Origin of the sequence: Stenotrophomonas sp. PAMC25021 (genome assembly GCF_004795795.1) — a bacterium.
Classification (GTDB): Bacteria; Pseudomonadota; Gammaproteobacteria; order Xanthomonadales; family Xanthomonadaceae; genus Stenotrophomonas; species Stenotrophomonas muris.
In genome coordinates this window covers 1422379-1443799 of sequence record NZ_CP039255.1, presented here as the reverse complement: position 1 = coordinate 1443799, position 21421 = coordinate 1422379, and the positions used below count along the sequence as shown (strand labels likewise).

Annotated in this window: 19 protein-coding genes; 7 read left to right on the top strand and 12 right to left on the bottom strand. The window is 67.1% G+C overall.

Annotated elements, in window-relative coordinates:
- Positions 1–70 precede the first annotated feature (70 nt).
- Both E5790_RS06895 and E5790_RS06890 read right to left on the bottom strand, forming a co-directional pair.
- Positions 71–1474 (bottom strand): mannose-1-phosphate guanylyltransferase/mannose-6-phosphate isomerase, encoded by a 1404-nt coding sequence (locus E5790_RS06895; protein ID WP_053494806.1) that lies wholly within the window; start codon positions 1472–1474, stop codon positions 71–73.
- Positions 1475–1487: 13 nt separating this feature from the next.
- Complete coding sequence (locus E5790_RS06890; protein ID WP_053494807.1) at positions 1488–2834, bottom strand: phosphomannomutase/phosphoglucomutase; 1347 nt, start codon at positions 2832–2834, stop codon at positions 1488–1490.
- A 657-nt stretch (positions 2835–3491) separates the two neighbouring features.
- Here E5790_RS06890 and E5790_RS06885 point away from each other — a divergent pair.
- Together E5790_RS06885 and E5790_RS06880 are read left to right on the top strand one after the other, a co-directional pair.
- Positions 3492–4223, top strand: coding sequence for a CoA transferase subunit A (locus E5790_RS06885; RefSeq protein WP_053494809.1), 732 nt, complete (start codon positions 3492–3494; stop codon positions 4221–4223).
- Between the two features lies 1 nt (position 4224).
- The gene (locus E5790_RS06880) at positions 4225–4854 is read left to right on the top strand and encodes a CoA transferase subunit B (protein WP_111205541.1); all 630 of its coding nucleotides are present in this window, start codon (positions 4225–4227) and stop codon (positions 4852–4854) included.
- A 30-nt stretch (positions 4855–4884) separates the two neighbouring features.
- On the opposite strand, the gene E5790_RS06875 is transcribed toward E5790_RS06880, so the two are convergent.
- A complete protein-coding gene (locus E5790_RS06875; RefSeq protein WP_111205540.1) occupies positions 4885–6777 on the bottom strand; it encodes a glycoside hydrolase family 99-like domain-containing protein in 1893 nt (630 codons plus the stop codon).
- 118 nt (positions 6778–6895) lie between these two features.
- Between E5790_RS06875 and E5790_RS06870 the strand changes: the two genes are divergently transcribed.
- Positions 6896–7483, top strand: a complete 588-nt coding sequence (locus tag E5790_RS06870; protein WP_014645863.1) for an alpha-ketoglutarate-dependent dioxygenase AlkB — start codon at positions 6896–6898, stop codon at positions 7481–7483.
- 75 nt (positions 7484–7558) lie between these two features.
- Here E5790_RS06870 and E5790_RS06865 read toward each other — a convergent pair whose 3' ends face one another.
- Genes E5790_RS06865 through E5790_RS06850 form a run of 4 tightly spaced genes read right to left on the bottom strand, consistent with a single transcriptional unit; the run spans position 7559 to position 11077 of the window.
- A complete protein-coding gene (locus tag E5790_RS06865) occupies positions 7559–8200 on the bottom strand; it encodes an ABC-type transport auxiliary lipoprotein family protein (RefSeq protein ID WP_014645864.1) in 642 nt (213 codons plus the stop codon).
- Positions 8197–9123: an MlaD family protein gene (locus E5790_RS06860; RefSeq protein ID WP_014645865.1), complete on the bottom strand. Its 927-nt coding sequence runs from the start codon at positions 9121–9123 to the stop codon at positions 8197–8199. The genes E5790_RS06865 and E5790_RS06860 overlap by 4 nt, the downstream gene beginning before the upstream one ends.
- A gap of 3 nt (positions 9124–9126) precedes the next feature.
- On the bottom strand, positions 9127–9954 hold the full coding sequence (locus E5790_RS06855; protein WP_014645866.1) for an ABC transporter ATP-binding protein: 828 nt from the start codon (positions 9952–9954) through the stop codon (positions 9127–9129).
- A gap of 1 nt (position 9955) precedes the next feature.
- Entirely contained in the window at positions 9956–11077 is a 1122-nt protein-coding gene (locus E5790_RS06850; RefSeq protein ID WP_111205539.1) for an ABC transporter permease, read from the bottom strand.
- A 92-nt stretch (positions 11078–11169) separates the two neighbouring features.
- Here E5790_RS06850 and E5790_RS06845 point away from each other — a divergent pair, with 92 nt between their 5' ends.
- Positions 11170–12429, top strand: a complete 1260-nt coding sequence (locus tag E5790_RS06845) for a threonine/serine exporter family protein (protein WP_046428410.1) — start codon at positions 11170–11172, stop codon at positions 12427–12429.
- Between the two features lie 92 nt (positions 12430–12521).
- Here the strand turns inward: E5790_RS06845 and E5790_RS06840 are convergent, their stop codons facing one another.
- The 3 genes from E5790_RS06840 to E5790_RS06830 all read right to left on the bottom strand — a co-directional run bounded on the left by E5790_RS06840 (position 12522) and on the right by E5790_RS06830 (position 15678).
- Positions 12522–12905 carry an H-NS histone family protein gene (locus tag E5790_RS06840; RefSeq protein ID WP_010480700.1) on the bottom strand — a complete coding sequence of 128 codons (384 nt, stop codon included), beginning with the start codon at positions 12903–12905 and terminating at the stop codon, positions 12522–12524.
- A 220-nt stretch (positions 12906–13125) separates the two neighbouring features.
- Positions 13126–14829, bottom strand: coding sequence for a proline--tRNA ligase (locus E5790_RS06835; protein ID WP_136191713.1), 1704 nt, complete (start codon positions 14827–14829; stop codon positions 13126–13128).
- Between the two features lie 471 nt (positions 14830–15300).
- Positions 15301–15678, bottom strand: a complete 378-nt coding sequence (locus tag E5790_RS06830; protein WP_014645871.1) for a DUF4124 domain-containing protein — start codon at positions 15676–15678, stop codon at positions 15301–15303.
- An 80-nt stretch (positions 15679–15758) separates the two neighbouring features.
- Here E5790_RS06830 and pssA point away from each other — a divergent pair, with 80 nt between their 5' ends.
- The 3 genes from pssA to rimI are packed head-to-tail and all read left to right on the top strand — an operon-like array spanning position 15759 to position 17529.
- Complete coding sequence (pssA, locus tag E5790_RS06825) at positions 15759–16535, top strand: CDP-diacylglycerol--serine O-phosphatidyltransferase (RefSeq protein WP_005415206.1); 777 nt, start codon at positions 15759–15761, stop codon at positions 16533–16535.
- Complete coding sequence (locus tag E5790_RS06820; protein ID WP_111206577.1) at positions 16532–17035, top strand: hypothetical protein; 504 nt, start codon at positions 16532–16534, stop codon at positions 17033–17035. The genes pssA and E5790_RS06820 overlap by 4 nt, the downstream gene beginning before the upstream one ends.
- Positions 17032–17529 carry a ribosomal protein S18-alanine N-acetyltransferase gene (gene rimI / locus E5790_RS06815; RefSeq protein ID WP_014645873.1) on the top strand — a complete coding sequence of 166 codons (498 nt, stop codon included), beginning with the start codon at positions 17032–17034 and terminating at the stop codon, positions 17527–17529. The genes E5790_RS06820 and rimI overlap by 4 nt, the downstream gene beginning before the upstream one ends.
- A gap of 45 nt (positions 17530–17574) precedes the next feature.
- On the opposite strand, the gene E5790_RS06810 is transcribed toward rimI, so the two are convergent.
- Together E5790_RS06810 and E5790_RS06805 are read right to left on the bottom strand one after the other, a co-directional pair.
- Positions 17575–18396 (bottom strand): EamA family transporter, encoded by an 822-nt coding sequence (locus E5790_RS06810; RefSeq protein ID WP_049442156.1) that lies wholly within the window; start codon positions 18394–18396, stop codon positions 17575–17577.
- Positions 18397–18578: 182 nt separating this feature from the next.
- Entirely contained in the window at positions 18579–21407 is a 2829-nt protein-coding gene (locus E5790_RS06805) for a valine--tRNA ligase (protein ID WP_046428421.1), read from the bottom strand.
- Positions 21408–21421: the final 14 nt, after the last annotated feature.

Genomic DNA, 21421 nt, shown 5'->3' with positions numbered 1-21421 from the left:
GCGCTGCCGGGCCGATCAGGAACGGGTCAGAGCCCGTTGCGCAGCAACGGGATCCGACCCCGGGCAAACCTCAGCTGCGCCCGTAGGTATCCTCGAACCGCACGATGTCATCCTCGCCCAGGTAGCTGCCGGACTGCACTTCGATCAGTTCCAGCGGCAGCTTGCCCGGGTTGCGCAGGCGGTGGGTCACGCCCAGCGGAATATAGGTGCTCTGGTTCTCGCTGAGCAGGATCACCTCGTCACCACGGGTCACTTCAGCGGTGCCGCTGACCACGATCCAGTGTTCGGCGCGATGGTGATGCATCTGCAGGCTCAGCGTGCCGCCGGGCTTGACCGTGATCCGCTTGACCTGGAAACGCTCGCCGTTGTCGATCGAATCGTAGGCACCCCACGGGCGATAGACCTTGCGGTGCCAGGTGGCCTCGCTGCGGCCTTCGGCCTTCAGCTGCGCCACTACGGTCTTGACCTCCTGCATGCGATCGGCCTTGCCGACCAGCACCGCGTCGTCGGTTTCCACCACTACCACGTCATCCAGCCCGACCAGCGCCACCAGGCGCTGTGCGTAGGCATAGGTGTTGCGGCAGTCGATGGCAATCACGTCGCCCTGGTGGGCGTTGCCATCGCCGTCCTGCTGCGAGACATCGCGCAGCGCGGTCCACGAGCCGACATCGTTCCAGCCGGCATCCAGTGGAATCACCACGGCATCGGCGGTCTTCTCCATCACCGCATAGTCGATCGAATCGGACGGAACGGCAGTGAAGGCCTCCTTGTCCAGGCGGGTGAAATCGGCATCGCGACGCGCCTGCTGCCAGGCCTGGCGGCTGCCGGCGAGCATGGCGGGCTGGAAGCGTTCCAGCTCCTGCAGGTAGCGCGAGGCCTTGAACAGGAACATGCCGCTGTTCCAGTAGTACTGGCCGCTGCTGACGTAGCGGGTGGCGGTACCCAGGTCGGGCTTCTCGACGAAGCGCTCGACCGCGCGCAGGCCCTGGCCATCGGCGGCCTTGATATAGCCGTAGCCGGTTTCCGGGCCGGTCGGCACGATGCCGAAGGTCACCAGCTTTCCGGCTTCGGCGGCAGCGGCGGCAGCCTGGACGGCGCTGCGGAATGCAGTCTCGTTGTTGATCACATGATCGGAGGGCAGCACCAGCAGCAGCGCGTCGCCGCCGTCGCGGGTGGCTTCCAGCGCGGCCACCGCGATCGCCGGTGCCGTGTTGCGGCCGACCGGCTCAAGGATGATCGCGGCTGGCTCGGCGCCAACCTGCTGCAGCTGCTCGGCGGCAACAAAGCGGTGTTCCTCGTTGGCAATCACCAACGGGCCGCGCGCGGCAATCGGCGCCACCCGCTGCCAGGTGGCCTGCAGCATCGTCTGTTCGCTGGCCAGCGGAAGGAACTGCTTGGGATAGGCTTCGCGCGAAAGCGGCCACAGACGGGTACCGGAGCCACCGGACAGGATGACAGGCTGGATAGTGCTCATGGCCTTCCTTTGATTATTTCTGCAGCAGGGAGGAAATCTCGTCGGTACGCGCCTGCATCAATGCAGCGTCTCCCCGCGATTCCACATTCAGGCGCAGCAGCGGTTCAGTGTTGGAGCTGCGCAGGTTGAAGCGCCAGTCGCCGAAATCGGCGCTGACGCCATCGGTGTAGTCCAGCGCGGGCGACTGCGCGGCGAAGTGTTCCATCACGCGTGTGACCGCAGCCTTGGCATCGGCAACCTTGAAGTTGATCTCACCGCTGCAAGGGTAGGCGGCCATGCGGTCTTCAACCCAGTCGGCCAGCGAGCGGCCGCTTTCGGAGACCAGCTGGGCGATCAGCAGCCACGGAATCATGCCCGAGTCGGCATACGCGAACTCGCGGAAGTAGTGGTGGGCGCTCATCTCGCCGCCGTACACGGCATCCTCCGCGCGCATCTTTTCCTTGATGAAGGCGTGGCCACTCTTGCACAGCACTGGCACGCCACCGGCCTGTTCGACCATCTCCACGGTGTTCCAGACCAGGCGGGGGTCATGCACGACCTTGCCACCCGGATGGTGGGCGAGGATTGCCTTGGCCAGCAGGCCGACCAGGTAGTAGCCCTCGATGAAGCGGCCGTTGTGGTCGAAGAAGAAACAGCGGTCGAAATCGCCATCCCACGCAATGCCGAAGTCCGCGCCATGTTCGCGCACGGCGTCGGCGGTGGCGGCGCGGTTTTCCGGCAACAGTGGATTGGGAATGCCGTTGGGGAAGCTGCCGTCCGGTTCGTGGCAGATGCGGATGAACTCGAACGGCAGGTGCGGTGCCAGCAGGTCGACGATGGCACCGGCGCCGCCGTTGCCGGCGTTGACAACGATCTGCAGTGGCTTGAGCTTGCTGGTGTCAACGTAGCTCAGCAGGTGCTGGATGTAGGCGCTCTTGTCATGCTGGGCGATCTGGCCGGCGCAAGGCGGCTGTGCCGCGGATGAATCGGCGGCGACCGCATCGGAGATCGCGAACAGGCCGGTATCGGAGCTGATCGGCCGGGCGTTCTCCTTGACCAGCTTCATGCCGTTGTAATCCATTGGATTGTGGCTGGCAGTGACCATCACCCCGCCGGCAGCCCCCAGGTGATCGGTCTGGAAATAGACCTCCTCGGTGCCACACAGGCCGATGTCGATGACTTCGCGGCCGGCACCGCGCAGGCCGGCCGCCAGCGCGTCCTGCAGCGCGGGGCTGGTCAGGCGGACGTCGTGGCCCAGCACCACCGGGCCCGGAGCGAGCTGTGCATTCAGGGCCGTGCCGATCCGGCGTGCCAGGTCTTCGTTCAGTTCTTCCGGCACGCGGCCGCGGATGTCATAGGCCTTGAAGGCGGGCAGGGGCATCGGTCAGATCCAATGTGAGCTTAGCCACTGATTGTAGCCTTTGTCCTGTATGGGAATCGTTTCCATTCCGCAACTCCCGGTGATTGGCTGAGGGTATCGGGTACGCGGGGGCGCCCGTACCGCTTGGCAAGCGGGTAAACGGCCGCTGGCTGGGCGATCACGGCCAGGCCAGCCTGCGTCAAGTGGCCGGGAGCCAGCAGCAGCCCCAGGAGTTCCTGCCACTGGCAGCCAAACGCGATCACGCCGTTGCTGGCGTACTTGACGTGGCGGAGCAGGACCGGCGGGCGATGGCCGGACGCGGACAGTTGCAGGGATGACGCAGGCTTGTGGCGCGGTTGCTTCCCCCCGCCAGGAATTTCTGGCCGAGCATTTCACCCTGGCGACGCGCCTGTCGCCGCATGGCTGCGTGCCGCGACATCTGACAGGCAGCGTTCACCCTTTTCCAGCGGCCACGCGTCCGTCCCGCGAAGCAGGCCCTCTTCGTTGCAGGTCCGGGCCATCAGTGCGGGCGAGCCGGGCGCCGCGCCCACCACCGGCAGGAGAAACCCCCATGCAACGCAGCCCTTGGCGATGCCTCGGCAATGCTGCGGCGCATCCAGCTCTTTCGTTGCCTCCGGCTAGAATGCGGTCATCCTCAACGTGCAGGGCAGTAGAGCAATGCAGCAATCGACTTCCGGCGGAAAGCGCGGCAAGCGCTTCGCCAGTGCGACGGAGGCCCTGCAGGGGGTGGTCGCCGATGGACAGACCCTGGCCGTGGGCGGCTTTGGCCTGTGTGGCATTCCCGAGGCGCTGATCGCTGCGCTGCGCGACAGTGGCGTCAAGGGCCTGACCGTGATCTCCAACAATGCCGGCGTCGATGGCTTCGGACTGGGCCAGCTGCTGGAAACCCGGCAGATCAAGAAAATGATTTCGTCCTACGTGGGCGAGAACAAGGAATTCGAACGGCAGTTTCTGGCTGGTGAGCTGGAGCTGGAGTTCAACCCGCAGGGCACACTGGCCGAGCGCCTGCGTGCCGGTGGTGCGGGTATTCCGGCGTTCTTCACTGCCACCGGCTATGGCACGGTGGTTGCCGAGGGCAAGGAAACCCGCGAGTTCGACGGCAAGCACTACGTGATGGAGACGGCGCTGCGCGCCGATGTGGCACTGGTCAAGGCCTGGAAGGCCGACGAGGCCGGCAACCTGGTGTTCCGCAAGACCGCACGCAACTTCAACCCGGCCTGTGCGATGGCCGGCAAGGTCTGCATCGTGGAAGTGGAGGAGGTGGTGCCGGTCGGTGCCATCGACCCGGACCAGGTGCACCTGCCAGGCATCTATGTGCACCGCATCGTGCACAACGCGCATCCTGAGAAGCGAATCGAACAGCGCACCATCCGCGCGGAGGGCAACTGACATGGCGTGGACCCGTGACGAGATGGCGGCACGCGCCGCCCAGGAGCTGATCGATGGCGCCTACGTGAACCTGGGCATCGGCCTGCCGACGCTGGTTGCCAATCACATTCCCGAAGGCGTGGATGTGTGGCTGCAGTCGGAGAACGGCCTGCTCGGCATCGGCCCGTTCCCGACCGACGCTGAAGTCGACGCGGACCTGATCAATGCCGGCAAGCAGACGGTTACGGCGCGTGCCGGCGCCAGCTACTTCGGCAGCCACGACAGCTTCGCGATGATTCGCGGTGGCCATGTGAACCTGGCCATCCTTGGCGCCATGCAGGTCACCGACAAGGGTGACCTGGCCAACTGGATGGTGCCCGGCAAGATGGTCAAGGGCATGGGCGGGGCAATGGACCTGGTCGCCGGCGTGCAGCGCGTTGTGGTGCTGATGGAGCACACTGCCAAGAACGGCGAGCACAAGATCCTGGCCGAATGCACGCTGCCGTTGACCGGCGTGGGCGTGGTCGACCGCATCATCACCGATCTGGCGGTGTTCGACGTGACTGACAAGGGCCTGTTGCTGGTGGAGGCCGCGCCGGGTGTCAGCGATGAAGAGCTGAAGGAAAAGACCGGCGTCGCGTTCCGGCGTTGAGGACAATGATGTTGCCGCGCAGCGCCAGCCTCAGGGTTGGCGTTGTGCGCCTCCGACGACGTAGCCGGCGTTGGCAACAAGGTCCGGCAGCAACTGCATGACCGGATCAAGTGCATTGTCGTTGTCCAGCTCACTGGGATAGCAGTGCGCATCCAGCAGTGACCGCAACGCCGACGCCCGCAGCCACATCGTGCCTGCTGTCTGCGGCGTAGGGGCGTCGGCCATCCCCATCCGCGCCGCCCAGCGGAGATGACGGCGTGAAACGGCGATGGCCTCCGGAGTGGATGCCGCGAACATGCCCAGCGCAGGTTGCTCATCGAACTGTTGAAGCACAGCGTCGAGATCGGCCGTTCCTGGTAGCTGAGGTCTTGTCTCGCTGCTTCCGCGGAGGTCCAGCCAGCAGGCCAGCAACGATGGATCCGGACCAAAAGCCTCCAGGACCTGCACGATGCTGGACAGGGCATTGCCCGCATGGCCGATGATATCGACCGCAGCGTCATGAGGGCGCTGCGCCATTGGAATGAAAACACGGTAGCTCACGCCCAGGCCGCTGGCGGCCTCGCAAGCTGTAGCGATCAGCCCGGGATCATCAATGAGAATCAGCAGGCAGGCCCGCAGGGGGCCGGCGGGCGAAGCCGGGGACAGCGCTTGGCGCGTCGCGTCAAGCCAGGCATGCCCAAGCCGGGCATCCGGTTCCAGCACCGCGCCTTCGGCCCATTCGTTCCAGGCATTGATGAAGACCATGCGTTGGCGCGCAGGCGCCAGGGCCAGGCGTTCATGGATCGTGGTGCGCAACCAGTCGCGGTAGCCACGGGGTGAGGCGTGCAGGTACACGCGGCCGCGGCCGGAACGACGCGCCTCGTTGTCCCAGCCCGGGTTCACGCCGGGATAGAGCGGATAATCCGGAAGCGGCCGCGCTGCGATTTCTGCAGCCAGTTCGCGCCAGTCGCGTACATCGCCATTGAAGGCAGGATTGAGCAGCCACTGCTGTGCCGACAACGAGCGCGGGTTACTCATGTTCGGCGGGAATTCGACGGCGGCATCAAAGCCGATATCGCGCGGATCCGGTCGCTCGAAGCCTTGGACGTAGGCCAGGTGGATCTCGCCCACGCCGTTGTCGCGGCACCAGCGGCGCCAGCGCTCGGCAGTCGCCCGGGCGTCGGGCAGCAGGTTCGGGCGATAGACCAGCAGCATCGGCCGACCCTCGACCTTCAATGCACGGCGGTCGCGCAGGTAGGGCGCGACATGTGCGATGAAGGCCAGATCGTCCTCTGCGCTGTGCTGCTGGCCGATCAGGATGTCGTCGTCGCGGCCGTCCCAGCGTCGTGCCCAGTTCTCGTTGGCCCAGCACAGGCAGAACGGCAGGTCGATGCTGTCATCGGCCAGCCATTGACGCAGCGGGTCCTCCATCAGGGTGCGGCCGCTGAACCAATAGTAGTAGAAGCAGAATGCGCCGATGCCGTACTCCGCAGCCAAGCGTGCCTGGTCACGCATCACCTGCGGGTTGCGCAGGTCATAAAAGCCGAGGTCGGCCGGCAGGCGGGGTTGGATGTGACCTTCGAACTGCGGCAGGGCGCGGGTGACGTTGCGCCACTCGGTAAAGCCCTTGCCCCACCAGGCGTCGTTCTCCGGGAAGGTATGGAACTGCGGCAGGTAGAAAGCGACCAGCGTCGCCGGCATGGGTGACGGCAATGCTCCCTCACGCCATGGCACGTGGCCGATCGCCGGTTCATCGGCACGCCAGCGCAGCTGGGCATTGGCGCGCGCGCCCCCCTCATCCTGCTGCCCCTTGGGGGGCGGCGGCACCCAGTCGCCATGCCGTGCCAACAGCCGGGTGCGCAACCGGTCGCGCTGCGCCTGCGGCAACGGCAAGGCCCGGAACACGGCGCGCAGCAACGGGAACAGCGACTGGCGCAGGCTCATCGGGCGAGGCCTCGCGACAGCGGGCGGTAGGACGGAATCAGCATCTGGGCAACGGTCATGGCGCCATTTTCGGTGCTGGCGGCCATGACGGCAAACGGCGGCGTGCTAGCGTGTGACCATGCTGTTCCCCCACGACCTGCCCGATGCCGATGTCCTGCACCTGCCGGGATGGCTGGCTGCGGCCGAGGCCGACCAGCTCCTGTATTCGCTGCAGGCCGAAGTGCCCTGGGAAACCCATCGCATCCGCATGTTCGGCAACTGGGTGGACTCGCCGCGGCTGAGCTGCTGGATCGGCGACCCGCAGGCCCGCTATCGCTATTCCGGTGCCGAGTTCGTGCCGCGCCCCTGGCCGCCGGTGTTGCAGGCCATGCGCGGGCGCCTGGAAGCCGAAGGCCACGGCCGCTTCAACAGCGTGCTGCTGAACCGCTACCGCGGTGGCGGTGACTACATGGGCTGGCACAGCGATGACGAGCCGGAGCTGGGTCCGGCCCCGGTGATCGCTTCGCTGAGCCTGGGCGCGGCGCGCCGATTCCTGCTGCGACGCCGCGACGACCCGGCACGCAAGGCTGAATTCGTGCTGGGCCACGGCGACCTGCTGCTGATGGCCGGACAGACCCAGCGCTTCTACCAGCACGCGCTGCCGAAGATGGCGCGGGTGCACGGCGAGCGGATCAACCTGACCTTCCGTTGGATTTCGCCGCGTTGACGAAGAAGGGGTCAGGTCCCTTTCCGGCCGGAAAGGGACCTGACCCCGTAACCACATGCCCGGCGAATGCTGCGATCAGCGCGCAACGGTCGGCTGGTCGGCCTGCCCGCTCTGCAGCGTCCAGCCCACCACGTCCTGCGCCAGCTGCTGCAGGCCACGCTCGAACGCGGCGGTCACCGCCGGTACGTCGGTGCTGCCGACCGGCTGCGCCTGGCGGAAGGTGCGGTCAGCGACCACACGCTGGTCGGCGACATGGATCAGCTTGGCGTTGACCTCGATCACCACGGTGGGCGTGGCCTGGCCCTGGTAATCCGATTCGAAGCGGCGCACATCGGTGGACAGCTTGTAGTCGGCGCGGATGCCGGCGGTGCTGCGGGCCACGCCGCGGATGCGGCCGGAATCCTCGAAGCCACGGAGCAGGGTGTCCTCGATCATGTCGGTGGCCGGCTGCGCCCAGCTGGCGCCCTTGTAGATCTCAAGCTGCGACGGTGTCGGCCGCACATTGATGCGCGGGCTGTCGACCATGCGCGCGGCGCTGGGCTTGGCCAGTACCAGCTGCCAGCTGGCCTGCGGCCACGCCGGGTCCGCCTTGACCTGCACGGACGGCGAGTACAGCGTCACCGCGGTTTTCTCGCTGCTGCCGAGGATGGAGCAGCCCCCCAGCAGGGTGACCATCGAAGCGGCCAGCAGCAGGCGCGGAAGGGTGGTCGGGCTCATTTGGGTTCGAACTCCTTCGGTGCGTCGCGGCCCAGCAGGTAGCGCGCGGGGTTGTTCTCGAGGCGGTCGCTGACCCGGCGCAGGTCGCGGATCAGGCCGCGCAGTTCGGTCAGCGTCGGGCCCAGCTGGCCGAGGCCATCGTTGGCGAAGCTGTTGATCGCGGCGCGGTTCTCGCCAAGGATCGAATCGGCGTTGCCGGCGGCCGAGTCGAGCTTGGCCAGGGTCGCGTCGAGCTTGTCGATGATGCCGGGCAGCTGCTGCACCAGGTTCCTGTCCAGGCGCTCGATGGTGCCGTTGGTGGTCTTCAGCGTGGTGTCCAGGCTGCGGGCGGCATCGCGCGCGCTGAGCAGCAGCGCCTGCGTGCCCTGGTCACGGTCGGCCAGGCCGCCGCTGATCGTCTCCAGGTTGGCCAGCGTCGCGTTGATCGAGGCCACGTTGCGGTCGCTGAGGATCTGGTCCATGCGCTCGACGATGCGGTTGGCGACGTCGGTGATGTTCTGCAGCGCAGAGGGCGTGGTCGGGATGATCGGTGCCGGGTCCTTGTTGACCGTGGTCAGCGCCGGCGACTGCGGCGTGCCGCCACTGAGCTGGATGATCGACGGGCCGGTCAGGCTGGTGATCGCCAGCTTGGCGCGGGTATCGGTCTTGACCGGCGTGTTGGAGTTCAGGCGGATGCGCGCGACTACCTGGCGCGGGTCGTCCGGCACCAGGTTCAGTTCGGTGATCGAGCCCACCGCGATGCCGTTGTACTGCACCGGGCTGCCCACCGACAGGCCGGTCACCGCTTCGCGGAACACCACGCGGTACTCCTGCCAGGTACGGTCGGAGGAGTATTTGGCGGCCCACAGGCCGAAGGCCAGCAGGGCCAGGCCGGTGATCAGGGTGAACGCGCCGATCAGCACGTAGTTGGCTTTGGTTTCCATGGCTCAGGCACTCTCGATCTGTTCGCCACGCGCGGCGCGCGCGCGGGGTCCGTGGAAGTATTCCTGGATCCACGGATGATCCAGTTTCTCGATGTCAGGCAAGGGTGCGTTGGCCACCACCTTGCGGTCGGCGATCACCGCGACCCGGTCGCAGATCGCGTACAGCGTGTCCAGGTCGTGGGTGATCAGGAACACGGTCAGCCCCAGCGCTTCCTGCAGGGTCTTGATCAGGCGGTCGAACGCGGCCGCGCCGATCGGGTCGAGGCCGGCGGTGGGTTCGTCCAGGAACAGCAATGGCGGATCCAGCGCCAGTGCCCGGGCCAGGCCGGCGCGCTTGCGCATGCCGCCGGACAGCTGCGAGGGCAGCTTGTTGATCGCATCGGCGGGCAGGCCGGCCAGCTTCACTTTCAGCAGCGCCAGTTCGTAGTGCCAGCGCTCGGGCAGCTCGCGGTGGTGTTCCTTCAGCGGCACCTGCACGTTCTCGCCCACGGTCAGCGAGGAGAACAGGGCGCCGTCCTGGAACAACACGCCGGTGTTGCGCTCGATGTGCAGGCGGCTCTCGGCGTCGTCGGCCCGCGCGTCGCGGCCGAGTACTTCGATCTGCCCGGCATCGGGCACGCGCAGGCCCAGGATCGAGCGCATCAGCACCGATTTGCCGGTACCGGAGCCGCCGACCACGCCCAGGATTTCGCCGCGGCGCACATCCAGGTCCAGGTCTTCGTGCACGGTCTGGCTGCCGAAGCGGTTGACCAGGCCACGCACGCGGATGGCCAGTTCGTGGCCCTGGTCGTCGCGCATGTCGATGGAGTCGGGGAGGGCGGATGTGCTCATGTCACCAGTCCATGTGCATGAACCACAACGCCGCGAAGGCGTCGATGATGATCACCAGCGAGATCGTCTGCACCACGCTGGAGGTGGTGCGCTCGCCGACCGACTGCGCGGTGCCCTCGACCTTCAGTCCTTCCAGGCAGCCGATCAGGCCGATCACCAGCGCGAACACGGGTGCCTTGGACAGGCCGACCAGCAGGTGCCGCACTTCCATCGTCTCGTGCATGCGCGCGATGTACATCTGCGGCGGGATGTCGAGGTCGAACGCGCCGACGGTGATGCCGCCGGCCAGGCCCGCGATCATCGCGATGAAGGTCAGCAAGGGCAGGGTGACCAGCAGCGCCAGCAGTCGCGGCAGCACCAGCAGGTCGACCGGGTCCAGGCCCAGCGTGCGCATTGCATCGATCTCCTCGCGTGCCTTCATCGCACCAATCTGCGCGGTGAACGCACTGGCGGTGCGGCCGGCCAGCACGATCGCGGTCAGCAGTACCGCGAACTCGCGCAGGAAGGCGATGTTGACCAGCTCGACCACGTAGATCTCGGCGCCGAAGTCGCGCAGGATGGTCGAGCCGAGGAATGCGATCACCGCACCCACCAGGTAGGACAGCAGCGCCACCAGCGGTACCGCATCCAGCCCCACCTGCTCCATCTGGTGCACGGTGGCGGTCAGCCGGAAGCGGCGGGGTTCCTTGACCAGCCGGGCCGCCTTGACCAGGTTCTCGCCGAGGAAACTGCACAGCGCCTTGATGTTGTGGCCAGTGGCGTGGACGCTGACACCCAGCCGTTCCAGCGCGGCCAGCACGCCGAAATCCCGCTTGGGCTTGGGGCGGTCGTCGGCCACTTCCTCGATGGTGCACACCAGCGCCTGGTGGTCCGCGCGGAACTGCAGTGCGTCTTCGTGCAGATCGGCACGGTGGGCCACGCGCAGCACCTGCAGCACGCCGGCCGAATCCAGCTGCTCGATGCCGGTGGCATCGATGCCGGTCAGCTTCTCGGGAACGCCGTGCAGGACCTCGGCCGCGGCCAGCGCGGTCTTCAAGGTCCAGGTGCCGGACAGGTGGATCAGGCCCGGGTCATGGGCATCCTGTTCGAGCTGGGGGGCGAGGTTCGGGGTGACGTGGGCCATTCGGGTCGCAGCATAACCGTTCTGTATCGGGCTTCGCGTCGAACTCGGATGAATTTCTCCGGTGGGCCCCAGCGTAGGTAATACTACGGCGCATGTCCGCAGACGCTCACACGATCCCCACGCCCCAGGCCACCTACGCACAGCGCGTGGCCTTTGTTTCCGAGATCGCCGGACGCCTGCACAGCTATGGCACCACGGCCCAGCGCCTGGAAACGGCGGTGGTGGCACTGGCCCGCCAGCTCGATCTGGATTGTGAACCGTGGTCGAATCCCACCGGTATCATCCTCAGCTTCAGCGATCCGGCGCAGGCGATCGGCTCCAGCGACATCACCCGCGTGATCCGCCTGGCGCCCGGTGAGAACGACCTGCACAAGCTCAGCGTCGCCGACCATATCGCCGAAGAAGTGTCCAACGGGCGGATGAGCATCGCCCAGGGCCATACCGCGCTGCGCCAGCTGGACAAGGATCCGGGCCGGCGCGGCAAGCTGCGCACCATCCTGTCATTCACCCTCGGCGCGGCCGGCGTGGCCGGCATGTGGAAGCTGCCGTGGCTGGACATCGCCACCGCCGGTGTCATCGGCCTGATGATCGGCCTGCTCGGCATGGTCACCGACCGCCGCCCGGCCACCCGCGAAGCGGCCGAGGCGCTGGCGGCGCTGCTGGCCGGCATGGTCGCCACCCTGGTGGCGTCCTTCATTGGCGCGCTCAACCTCAATACGGTGATCATCGCCTCGCTGGTGGTGCTGCTGCCCGGCATGTCGCTGACCAATGCGGTCAATGAGCTGGCCAGCCAGCACTGGGTGTCGGGCACCGCGCGCTTTGCCGGCGCGCTGACCACCATCATGAAGCTCAGCGTCGGCGCGATGATCGCGGTGACCCTGGCCGACGTGCTCGGGCTGGATCCGGTGATCCGCGCCGCGCGGCCGCAGGGGCCGTGGGTGGAGTGGGGTTCGCTGCTGACCGCGGCCTTTGCGTTCGCGATGCTGTTCAAGGCCAACCGGCGCGATTACCCGTGGGTGATCGCCGCCTCGGTGGCCGGTTATGCGATCTCCAAGTTCGGCGGCCATGCCTGGGGCGCGCCGGCCGGCATCTTCCTGTCGGCGATGCTGCTGACCGCGGGCGGCAATCTGTTCGGTCGCCTGGTCGGGCGTCCGGGCGCGATCATCCGCCTGCCCGGCATCATCATGATGGTGCCCGGCAGCACCAGCCTGCGCGGCGTGCTGACCCTGGTCCAGCAACAGGATGTCGGCGCCGGCCAGAGCGTGTTCCTCACCGTGCTCAACGTGGTGATGGCGCTGGTCGCCGGCCTGCTGTTCGGCAACCTGCTGATGCCCGCTCGCAAGACCCTGTGATGATGTCGGTGGGTGTGGACCCCGGTCCACACACCGGAGAATGAAAAACGCCGGCGTCCGCCGGCGTCTTTCATTCCAACCTGATCCCGGCCTCAGGCCTTCTTGATCAGGAAATCTTCCGGCTTCTTGTTGCCCTTGGCGGTCAGTTCAGCCATCCAGCGCGGCTGCTTGCCACGGCCGGTCCAGGTTTCCTTCGGATTGGCCGGGTTGCGGTACTTCGGTGCAACCTTGCCCAGCTTGCGGCCGGCGGTCTTCGACGGGGCCTTGGCGGCCGGGGCGGCCTTGCGGGCACGCGTGGCCGGGGCGCTGCCGAACAGTTCTTCGATGGTGTAACCCTCGGTCTTGGCCAGCTTGGTCAGCTGGGCCCGGACCTTGGTGATCGGCCGGCGCTTGGCGACGATGGTCTGCTGCTTCTTGGCGGTACGGATCAGGGCGCCCAGCTCGCGTGCTGACAGGCCGGTCAGGTCAATGCTCATTTACGGTTACTCCGGAAACTAATGTGTGGACGGGACAAGCCAGTCCATGGCGTCGGCGGACAGAATAGAGATGAATTAATCACAGCACAAATGCAGGCGGGTCATGGCGTGGCGGCATGCAGACGCCGTCGCGGTGATTTTGACCGGATTATGTCCGCTGCAATATCGGGGAAGGGCGCGGGCAAAAAAAAGACCGGGGCAGGCCCCGGTCTTTTCCTGATCAGCCCTGCAGACGCTGCAGCAGGGAGGCCTTGTCCAGGTTCTCCGCGTCGCTGGCGCGGCGCGAGCGGTACTCGTAGGTGCCAGCGGCCAGGCCGCGTTCGCTGACCACCACGCGATGCGGAATACCGATCAGCTCCATGTCGGCGAACATCGCACCCGGGCGCAGGCCGCGGTCGTCGAGTGCAGCGTCCAGGCCCGCCTCGCGCAGCTCCTGCAGCAGGTTGGCAGCGGCGTCGGCCACGGCCGCATCGCCCTTCGGGTTGATCACGCACACCACCACCTGCCACGGCGCCATCGCGTCCGGCCAGATGATGCCGGCATCGTCATGGTTCTGTTCGATCGCGGCAGCCACCACACGCGAGATGCCGATGCCGTAGCACCCCATCGCCATCACTGCGGCCTTGCCGTTCTCGTCCAGCACGGTGGCATCCAGCGCTTCGGCGTACTTGCGGCCGAGCTGGAACACATGGCCGACTTCGATGCCACGTGCGATCTTCAGTTCACCGCCGTCCACGGCACGGTCGCCGGCCCGCACGTTGCGGATGTCGGCCACTTCCGGTTCCGGCAGGTCGCGGCCCCAGTTGACGCCGGCCAGGTGGAAACCGGCTTCGTTGGCGCCGACGACGAAATCGGCCATCGCCGCCACTTCGCGATCGGCGACCACGCGGATGGCCTTGGCCGGGGCGACCGGGCCAAGGAAGCCCGGCACGCTGCCCAGATGCTCGGCGATTTCCGCCTCGCTGGCGAAGCGATGCTCGTCCAGGCCGGCGACCTTGGCCAGCTTGATCTCGTTGACCTCATGGTCGCCACGCACCAGCGCCAGCACGAACTGCTGTGCCTTGCCTTCGCCGGCGATCAGCGCCACCGACTTCACCGTGCGCTGCAGGTCGATGCCGAGCAGCGCCGCGACGTCCTCGCAGGTCTTCTGGGTGGGGGTATCCACCTTGCGCATCGTTTCGGTGGCGGCCGCACGCGGCGCCGGGTCGGCGGCAATCGCCGCTTCCATGTTGGCTGCGTAGTCCGAGCCGGTGGAGAACACCAGCGCGTCCTCGCCGGAATCGGCGATGACGTGGAATTCCTGCGACGCATCACCGCCGATGGCACCGGAGTCCGCCTGCACCATGCGGAAATCCAGGCCGAGGCGGGTGAAGATGCGGCTGTAGGCCGACTTCATGTTCTCGTATTCGCGCACCAGGCACTCATCGTGCAGGTGGAACGAATAGGCGTCCTTCATCAGGAACTCGCGCGAGCGCATCACGCCGAAGCGCGGGCGGATCTCGTCGCGGAACTTGGTCTGCACCTGGTAGAAGTTCACCGGCAGCTGCTTGTAGCTGGACAGCTCGCTGCGCGCGAAGTCGCAGGCGGCTTCTTCGGCGGTCGGGCTGTAGCAGAACACCTGGTCCTTGCGGTCCTTGATCTTCAGCAGCTGCGGGCCGAACTTCTGCCAGCGGCCGGTCTGCTCCCACAGTTCCTTCGGCTGGATGGTCGGGATCTGGAATTCCACGGCACCGGCCCGGTCCATTTCCTCACGCACGATGCGCTCGACCTTGCGCAGCACGCGCAGGCCCAGCGGCGACCAGGTATACAGGCCCGATGCCAGCTTGCGGATCATGCCCGCGCGCAGCATCAGCCGATGGCTGGTCAGCTCGGCGTCGCTGGGGGTTTCCTTGGTGGTGTGCAGGTGGAACTGGGAGAGGCGCATCGTCGGCTTCGGATAACGGCAGAGACCTCTATTCTGCCAGCCCGGCCGGGGGGAGGGGTATCGGCAGGGCTGCGCCCTGCACCTGCGGGTAGTGCCGGCCGCTGGCCGGCAACAGCAACAGCAAAAACGGGTTTCCTGGGAGATGGCGGGGTGGGTCCGGTTACAGGGGACGCCGTAAACCCATCCATGGGGGCTTGGTCGCGGCATCCATGCCGCTCACACCCCTGCCGCCGGACCCACCCCGCCTTCGACAGTTTCCTGCGAGCTGTCGGAATGGCTCCTGGGGTCAGATCCGTTTTCCGCAGGAAAACGGATCTGACCCCGAATTCAATTCGAGATCTGACAGATTTCATCCACGCATGGCGTGGATCTACCACCGACACCGCCCCGCCCAACCCACAGATAGCCCAGAGCCGGCTGTTGCCCTTGCTGTTGCCTCTGCAGGTGCAGGGCGCAGCCCTGCCGATACCCTTAACCGGCCGGTGGGCAGTACGCCTTGATGGCGGCCTGCGCCAATCCCCTCTGCGCGGTGTGCTGCTCCGGGGTCAACGGGGTATCGGCCTTGCCATCACCATCGGTGTCCTGCATCACCTGGCCACCACCGTCCAGCAGGGCCAGGTTGGCCCGGGCCGTGCTGCACTGCCCGGGGACCGGCGCGGCCGGGGTCTCGGTGCTGGCTGCGGCCTGCGGGGTGCGGGCCTGCTCGCGGGTCTCGAACTTCTTGCCCGCCGGCGGGGTCTCCGAATACTGGGTTACGCCATGGGCGTCCTTCCATTTGTAGACGGGGCCGGCCACGGCGTTGGCACTGGCCAACAGCAGCAGGCATCCAAGGCAGGACAGGGCACGCATGGCAGACTCCACGGAATGGGCGCAGAACGCCGATTGCAGCATTGGCGCCGACCGCTGGCAAGTCGATTAAACTGGATTCCATGGACCCGATCACACCGCCGCCGCGCTCGCGCACGATTTACCTGCTGCCCAACCTGTTCACCACCGCCGGCCTGTTCGCCGGTTTCTACGCGATCATCGCCGCGGCCAACGGGGATTTCGTCAATGCCAGCATCGCCGTGTTCGTGGCGGCGGTGATGGATGGACTGGACGGGCGCGTGGCGCGCCTGACCGGTACCAGCAGCGAATTCGGCGTGCAGTACGACTCGCTGGCCGACCTGGTCAGCTTCGGCATGGCTCCGGCGCTGGTGATGTACCACTGGTCGCTGTCGTGGCTGAAGTTCGACGATCCGCTGCTCGGCCGCGTCGGCTGGGCCGTGGCCTTCCTGTATGCGGCCTGCGCGGCGCTGCGCCTGGCCCGCTTCAATACCCAGGTAGCGGTGGTCGACAAGCGCTGGTTCGTCGGCCTGGCCAGCCCGGCCGCAGCGGGCCTGATGATGTCCTTCGTCTGGGCGTTCGCCGATGGCAACCTGGGCTGGGATGGCAACCAGCTGCGGTACGTGGCGCTGGCGGTGACGATCATCGCTGCGCTGCTGATGGTCAGCCGCATCCGCTTCTGGAGCTTCAAGGGTGGCGCTGCCAAGGGCACCCGTTCGGACCGCGTGCCGTTCCTGGTGCTGGCACTGGTGCCGGTGGCGATCGCGATTGCGGTCATCGACCTGCCGCGCGTGCTGTTCGCGGTCGGCATCCTGTACGCCCTGTCCGGCCCGGTGATGTGGGCCGTGCAGCGCCTGCGCAAGAAGCCCGAGGCCGCGTGAGCCAGGACCTGCCCGTGCTGTGGTCACCGGCCCAGCAGGCCTGGCTGCAGGCCATGGGCTACACCGTCTATCACGATGGCCAGCTGGCTGCCGAGCTGGATGCCGCGCTGCAGTTGAGCGTGGCCGAAGCCGAGGCCAGCGTCGCCCCGCCGGAACCGGTGCGGGCCCCCGTGCCGTCGCGCGAACAGCATGCCGGGGTGGCGCCCGTAGCCCGCCCGGAACGGCCGGCACCGCCGCGCCGCGAAACGCCGGTCAGTGCCCCGGATACCGTGCCGGCGGCTGAGCGCCCGATGCCCAGCGGCAACGCGCGCCAGCCGGTGGTCCGCCTGCCGGATCGCCTGCAGATCGCGCTGCTGCGTGCGTCCGGCTGCAACCCGAACGACCCGGCTACGCAGCGGTTGATGGACAGCTGGCCGCTGGACCAGCTGCGCCACGACCCGGCCGCCAAGCGTGCGCTGTGGCCGCAGCTGCGTGCCCTGCGCAAGCGGGGCACGCCATGAGCGCGGTCACCCGGCCCGGCCCGGTCAGCCTGCGTGCGTTGCGCGAGAGCGACCTCAATGCGGTAATGGCGATCGAACTGCGCGGCTACCCTTTTCCCTGGACCCGCGGCATCTTCATCGACTGCCTGCGTGCCGGCTATCCCGGCCTGGCGATGGAGCGCGATGGCCTGCTGGTCGGCTATGGCGTGCTCAGCATCGCCGCCGATGAAGCGCACGTGCTGAACATCTGCATCGATCCGCTGGCACAGTCGCGCGGGCTGGGCCGCCAGCTGCTGCGCGCGCTGGTGCAGCTGGCCGCCGACCGTGGCGCACAGCGCGTCTTCCTGGAAGTGCGTCCGTCCAATACGCCGGCGCTGGCGCTGTATCACAGCGAAGGATTCAACGAGATCGGCCGCCGCCCGCGCTACTACCCGGCTGCACAGGGCCGCGAGGATGCGGTCGTGATGGCGATCGAGCTGGTCGACGGCGATCTGCAGGAAATGCCGCCGCTGTAACGCAGACGGGTTGCCGGCCAGCGGCCGGCACTACCGATGCGTCGCTCACGCCAGCCGCAACGCCAGCACGCCGCCCACGATGAGCGACGCTCCCAGCCAGCGCGTGCGCGGCACCCGCTCGCGCAGCAGGAACACCGAGATCAGCAGTGCGAACAGGATCGAGGATTCGCGCAGCGCCGAGATCATTGCCACCGGCGCCTGGGTCATGGCCCACAACGCCATCGCATAGGAGGCGGTGGTGCCGACGCCACCGGCCAGTCCCAGCGGCCAATGCTGCCGCGCATAGTCCAGTACCGCGCCGCCGCGCGTATACAACGCCCACAGCGGCAGCGGGATGCCCGACAGCAGGAACAACCACAACGTGTAGCTGAGCGCGCTGCCGGACTGGCGCGCACCCTGCGCATCGACCAGCGTGTAGGTGGCGATCATCGCTGCGGTCAGCAGCGGCAGGCGCAGCTGGCCGCCACGCGCACCCAGTGCCATGCACAGGATGCCGGTGCTCACCAGCACCACGCCCAGCCACGCTGCGGCGGGCAATGGCTCACCGAGCAGGGTGCCGGCCAGTGCGACCAGGATCGGCGCGCTGCCACGCATCAGCGGGTAGGCCAGGCTCATGTCGACCTGCTGGTAACAACGCGCGACCAGCCCGTAGTAGGTCACCTGCAGCAGCACCGACGCAGCCAGCCAGGGCCAGCTGTGCGCGGCCGGGAAGGGCAGGAAGGGCAGGGCGGCGGCCGACAGCAACGCGGCACTGCCGGTCACCAGCACGGTACCGAGGAACTTGTCCGGGCCGCGCTTGACGATCGCATTCCAGCTGGCATGCAGCGCCGCGGCAGCGAGGACGAGCAGGAAAATGGAAAGCGGCATCCGACGATGATGCCATGCGGGGCAAATGGAAACGCCGGGCATCGCCCGGCGTTTCCGGTTCCGCTTCGGTGGGTGCCAACCTCTCCCGCCGTGGTAGGTGCCAACCTCTCCCGCCGTGGCAGGTGCCAATCCTCCCCTGCCGTGGTAGGTGCCAACCTTGGTTGGCACGCACCAGAGCGGCGTTACAGCTTCGCGCGCTGCTCGCGCAGGCCGGCCAGCTGGGTGTTCCAGTCGACCAGGCGCACGCGCTCCTGGTCGACCACCGCCGGTGGCACCTTGTCGGTGAACCTGGCCAGCTTGGTTTCGCTCTTTTCCTGCTCGCCTTCCACGCGCTTGATCTCCTTGTCCAGGCGCGCGCGCTCGGCATCGAGATCGACCAGGCCTTCCAGCGGCACCAGCAGCTTCAGCTCACCCACGATCGCGGCGGCCGCCGGCGGTGCGCTTTCGCCCTCGGCCAGCCACTGGATGCTGTCCAGCTTCAGCAGGAACGACAGCGAGGCGCTGAAGCGTTCGATGCGCACGCGGTCCTGCTCCAGGCCGGCCTGCAGGCGCAGCGGCACCTGCCTGGACGGCGCGACGTTCAATTCGCTGCGCACGCGACGCACCGCACTGATCACCGCCTTCAGCCATTCCACGTCGGCCTCGGCCTGGGCGAAATCACCGGCGAATTCGGCGGCGGTCGGGTAAGGGCGCAGCGACAGCGTGGTTTCGGCCAGGCCCAGGCGCGGGGCCAGCTGCTGCCACAGCTGTTCGGTGATGAACGGGGTGAGCGGGTGCAGCAGGCGCAGCAGCGCTTCCAGCACGTACAGCAGGGTGTGGCGGGTGCTTTCGGCATCAGCCGCGTCGGCACCGTTCAGTGCCGGCTTGCTCAGCTCCAGGAACCAGTCGCAGAACGCGTTCCAGGCGAACTCGTACAGGCACTGCGCCAGCAGGTCGAAGCGGTACGCGGCGAAATGGCCCTGCGCTTCGGCGGTGGTGGCGGCCAGGCGCGAAAGGATCCAGCGCTCGGCATCGGTGCGCGGGGTCGGCACGCCGGTGAACGCCGCACCTTCGGTGTTCATCAGCGCGAAGCGGCTGGCGTTCCACAGCTTGTTGCAGAAGTTCTTGTAGCCCTCGGCGCGGTTCATGTCGAACTTGATGTCGCGGCCGTGGGTAGCCAGCGCGGCGATGGTGAAGCGCAGCGCATCGGCACCGTGGGCAGCAATGCCGTCCGGGAATTCCTTGCGGGTGGCCTTCTCGATCTTCTCCACCATCTTCGGCTGCATCAGGCCGCCGGTGCGCTTGGCGACCAGGTCGTCGATGGTGATGCCGTCGATGATGTCCAGCGGGTCGAGCACGTTGCCCTTGCTCTTGGACATCTTCTGGCCCTGGCCGTCGCGGATCAGGCCGGTGAAGTACACGTCCTTGAACGGGATCTTCCCGACCAGGTTGTCGGTGGCCATGATCATGCGCGCCACCCAGAAGAAGATGATGTCGAAGCCGGTGATCAGCACCGACGACGGCAGGTAACGATCGAAGCCGCGCTCGGCCATGGCCTGTTCGTTCGGCCAGCCCAGGGTGGAGAACGGCCACAGCTGCGAGGAGAACCAGGTCTCCAGCACGTCGCTTTCCTGGTTCAGCACCACCTCGCTGCCCAGGTTGTGCTTGGCCCGCACTTCCTCTTCGCTGCGACCGACGTAGCAGCTGCCGGTGGCGGCATCGAACCACGCCGGGATGCGGTGGCCCCACCACAGCTGGCGGCTGATGCACCAGTCCTGGATGTTGTTCATCCAGTGGCGGTAGGTGTTGATCCAGTTCGGCGGCACGAAGGCAATGCTTCCGTCCTCGACCAGTTCCAGGCCACGCTTGGCCAGGTCGTCCATCTTCACGAACCACTGGTCGGTCAGGTACGGCTCGATCACCTGGCCGGTTCGGTCGCCACGCGGCACCTGCAGCTTGTGCGCCTTGGTCTCGACCAGGATGCCCAAGTCTTCCAGCTCGGCCAGCACGGCCTTGCGTGCTTCATAGCGGTCCAGGCCCCGGAAGCGTTCCGGCGCGTTCTCGTTCAGCGCCGCCACCGGGGTGAACAGGTTGATCATCGGCAGGCTGTGGCGCACGCCCACTTCATAGTCGTTGAAATCATGTGCAGGGGTGACCTTGACCACGCCGGTGCCGAACGCGCGGTCCACGTAGTCGTCGGCGATCACCGGCACGCGGCGCCCGGTCAGCGGCAGCACTACGTTCCTGCCGATCAGGTGCGCGTAACGCTCGTCTTCCGGGTGCACCATCACCGCGGTATCGCCCAGCAGGGTTTCCGGGCGGGTGGTGGCAACGACCAGGTAGTCGCGGGTTTCGCGCAGGGTTTCCACGCCGTCGGCATCGCGCTCGACGTGTTCGTAGCTCAGGCCGTCATCCAGCGTGTAGGCGATCGACCACAGGAAGCCGTCCTCCTCGGCGCTCTCCACTTCCAGGTCGGAAATGGCGGTCTTCAGCACCGGGTCCCAGTTGACCAGGCGCTGGCCGCGGTAGATCAGGCCCTGCTCGTACCAGCGCACGAAGGCCTCGTTGACCGCCGCCGATGGCTGCGGGTCCATGGTGAAAGTGCTGCGCGACCAGTCGGCGGAGGTGCCGAGGCGGCGCATCTGGCGTTCGATGGTGTCGCCGGACTGCTGCTTCCACTCCCAGACCTTGCCGATGAAGCCTTCGCGGCCCAGCGAATCGCGGGTCTCGCCCTTGCCTTCCAGCGCCAGGTTGCGGCTGACCACCATTTCGGTGGCGATGCCGGCATGGTCGGTACCGACCTGCCACAGCGTGTCGTAGCCGCGCATGCGGTGGTAGCGCACCAGCGCATCCATCAGGGTCTGCTGGAAGGCATGGCCCATGTGCAGGGTGCCGGTCACGTTCGGCGGTGGCAGCAGGATGGTGTACGGCTCGCCCGTGCCGGACGGCTTGAAGTGGCCGGCCTTCTCCCAGGCCTCGTAGAGGTCGGTCTCGAAGGACGTCGGGTCGTAGCTGGAGGCGAGTTGGGTCATGCGGGGGAACCGGT

Coding starts and splice junctions, on each gene's coding strand:
- E5790_RS06870 (WP_014645863.1), top strand. CDS start 6,896: ATGCTGTTCCCCCACGACCTGCCCGATGCCGATGTCCTGCACCTGCCG.
- E5790_RS06855 (WP_014645866.1), bottom strand. CDS start 9,954: ATGAGCACATCCGCCCTCCCCGACTCCATCGACATGCGCGACGACCAG.
- E5790_RS06835 (WP_136191713.1), bottom strand. CDS start 14,829: ATGCGCCTCTCCCAGTTCCACCTGCACACCACCAAGGAAACCCCCAGC.
- E5790_RS06845 (WP_046428410.1), top strand. CDS start 11,170: ATGTCCGCAGACGCTCACACGATCCCCACGCCCCAGGCCACCTACGCA.
- E5790_RS06875 (WP_111205540.1), bottom strand. CDS start 6,777: ATGAGCCTGCGCCAGTCGCTGTTCCCGTTGCTGCGCGCCGTGTTCCGG.
- E5790_RS06895 (WP_053494806.1), bottom strand. CDS start 1,474: ATGAGCACTATCCAGCCTGTCATCCTGTCCGGTGGCTCCGGTACCCGT.
- E5790_RS06805 (WP_046428421.1), bottom strand. CDS start 21,407: ATGACCCAACTCGCCTCCAGCTACGACCCGACGTCCTTCGAGACCGAC.
- E5790_RS06830 (WP_014645871.1), bottom strand. CDS start 15,678: ATGCGTGCCCTGTCCTGCCTTGGATGCCTGCTGCTGTTGGCCAGTGCC.
- E5790_RS06840 (WP_010480700.1), bottom strand. CDS start 12,905: ATGAGCATTGACCTGACCGGCCTGTCAGCACGCGAGCTGGGCGCCCTG.
- pssA (WP_005415206.1), top strand. CDS start 15,759: ATGGACCCGATCACACCGCCGCCGCGCTCGCGCACGATTTACCTGCTG.
- E5790_RS06880 (WP_111205541.1), top strand. CDS start 4,225: ATGGCGTGGACCCGTGACGAGATGGCGGCACGCGCCGCCCAGGAGCTG.
- E5790_RS06890 (WP_053494807.1), bottom strand. CDS start 2,834: ATGCCCCTGCCCGCCTTCAAGGCCTATGACATCCGCGGCCGCGTGCCG.
- E5790_RS06860 (WP_014645865.1), bottom strand. CDS start 9,123: ATGGAAACCAAAGCCAACTACGTGCTGATCGGCGCGTTCACCCTGATC.
- E5790_RS06885 (WP_053494809.1), top strand. CDS start 3,492: ATGCAGCAATCGACTTCCGGCGGAAAGCGCGGCAAGCGCTTCGCCAGT.
- E5790_RS06810 (WP_049442156.1), bottom strand. CDS start 18,396: ATGCCGCTTTCCATTTTCCTGCTCGTCCTCGCTGCCGCGGCGCTGCAT.
- E5790_RS06865 (WP_014645864.1), bottom strand. CDS start 8,200: ATGAGCCCGACCACCCTTCCGCGCCTGCTGCTGGCCGCTTCGATGGTC.
- E5790_RS06850 (WP_111205539.1), bottom strand. CDS start 11,077: ATGGCCCACGTCACCCCGAACCTCGCCCCCCAGCTCGAACAGGATGCC.
- rimI (WP_014645873.1), top strand. CDS start 17,032: ATGAGCGCGGTCACCCGGCCCGGCCCGGTCAGCCTGCGTGCGTTGCGC.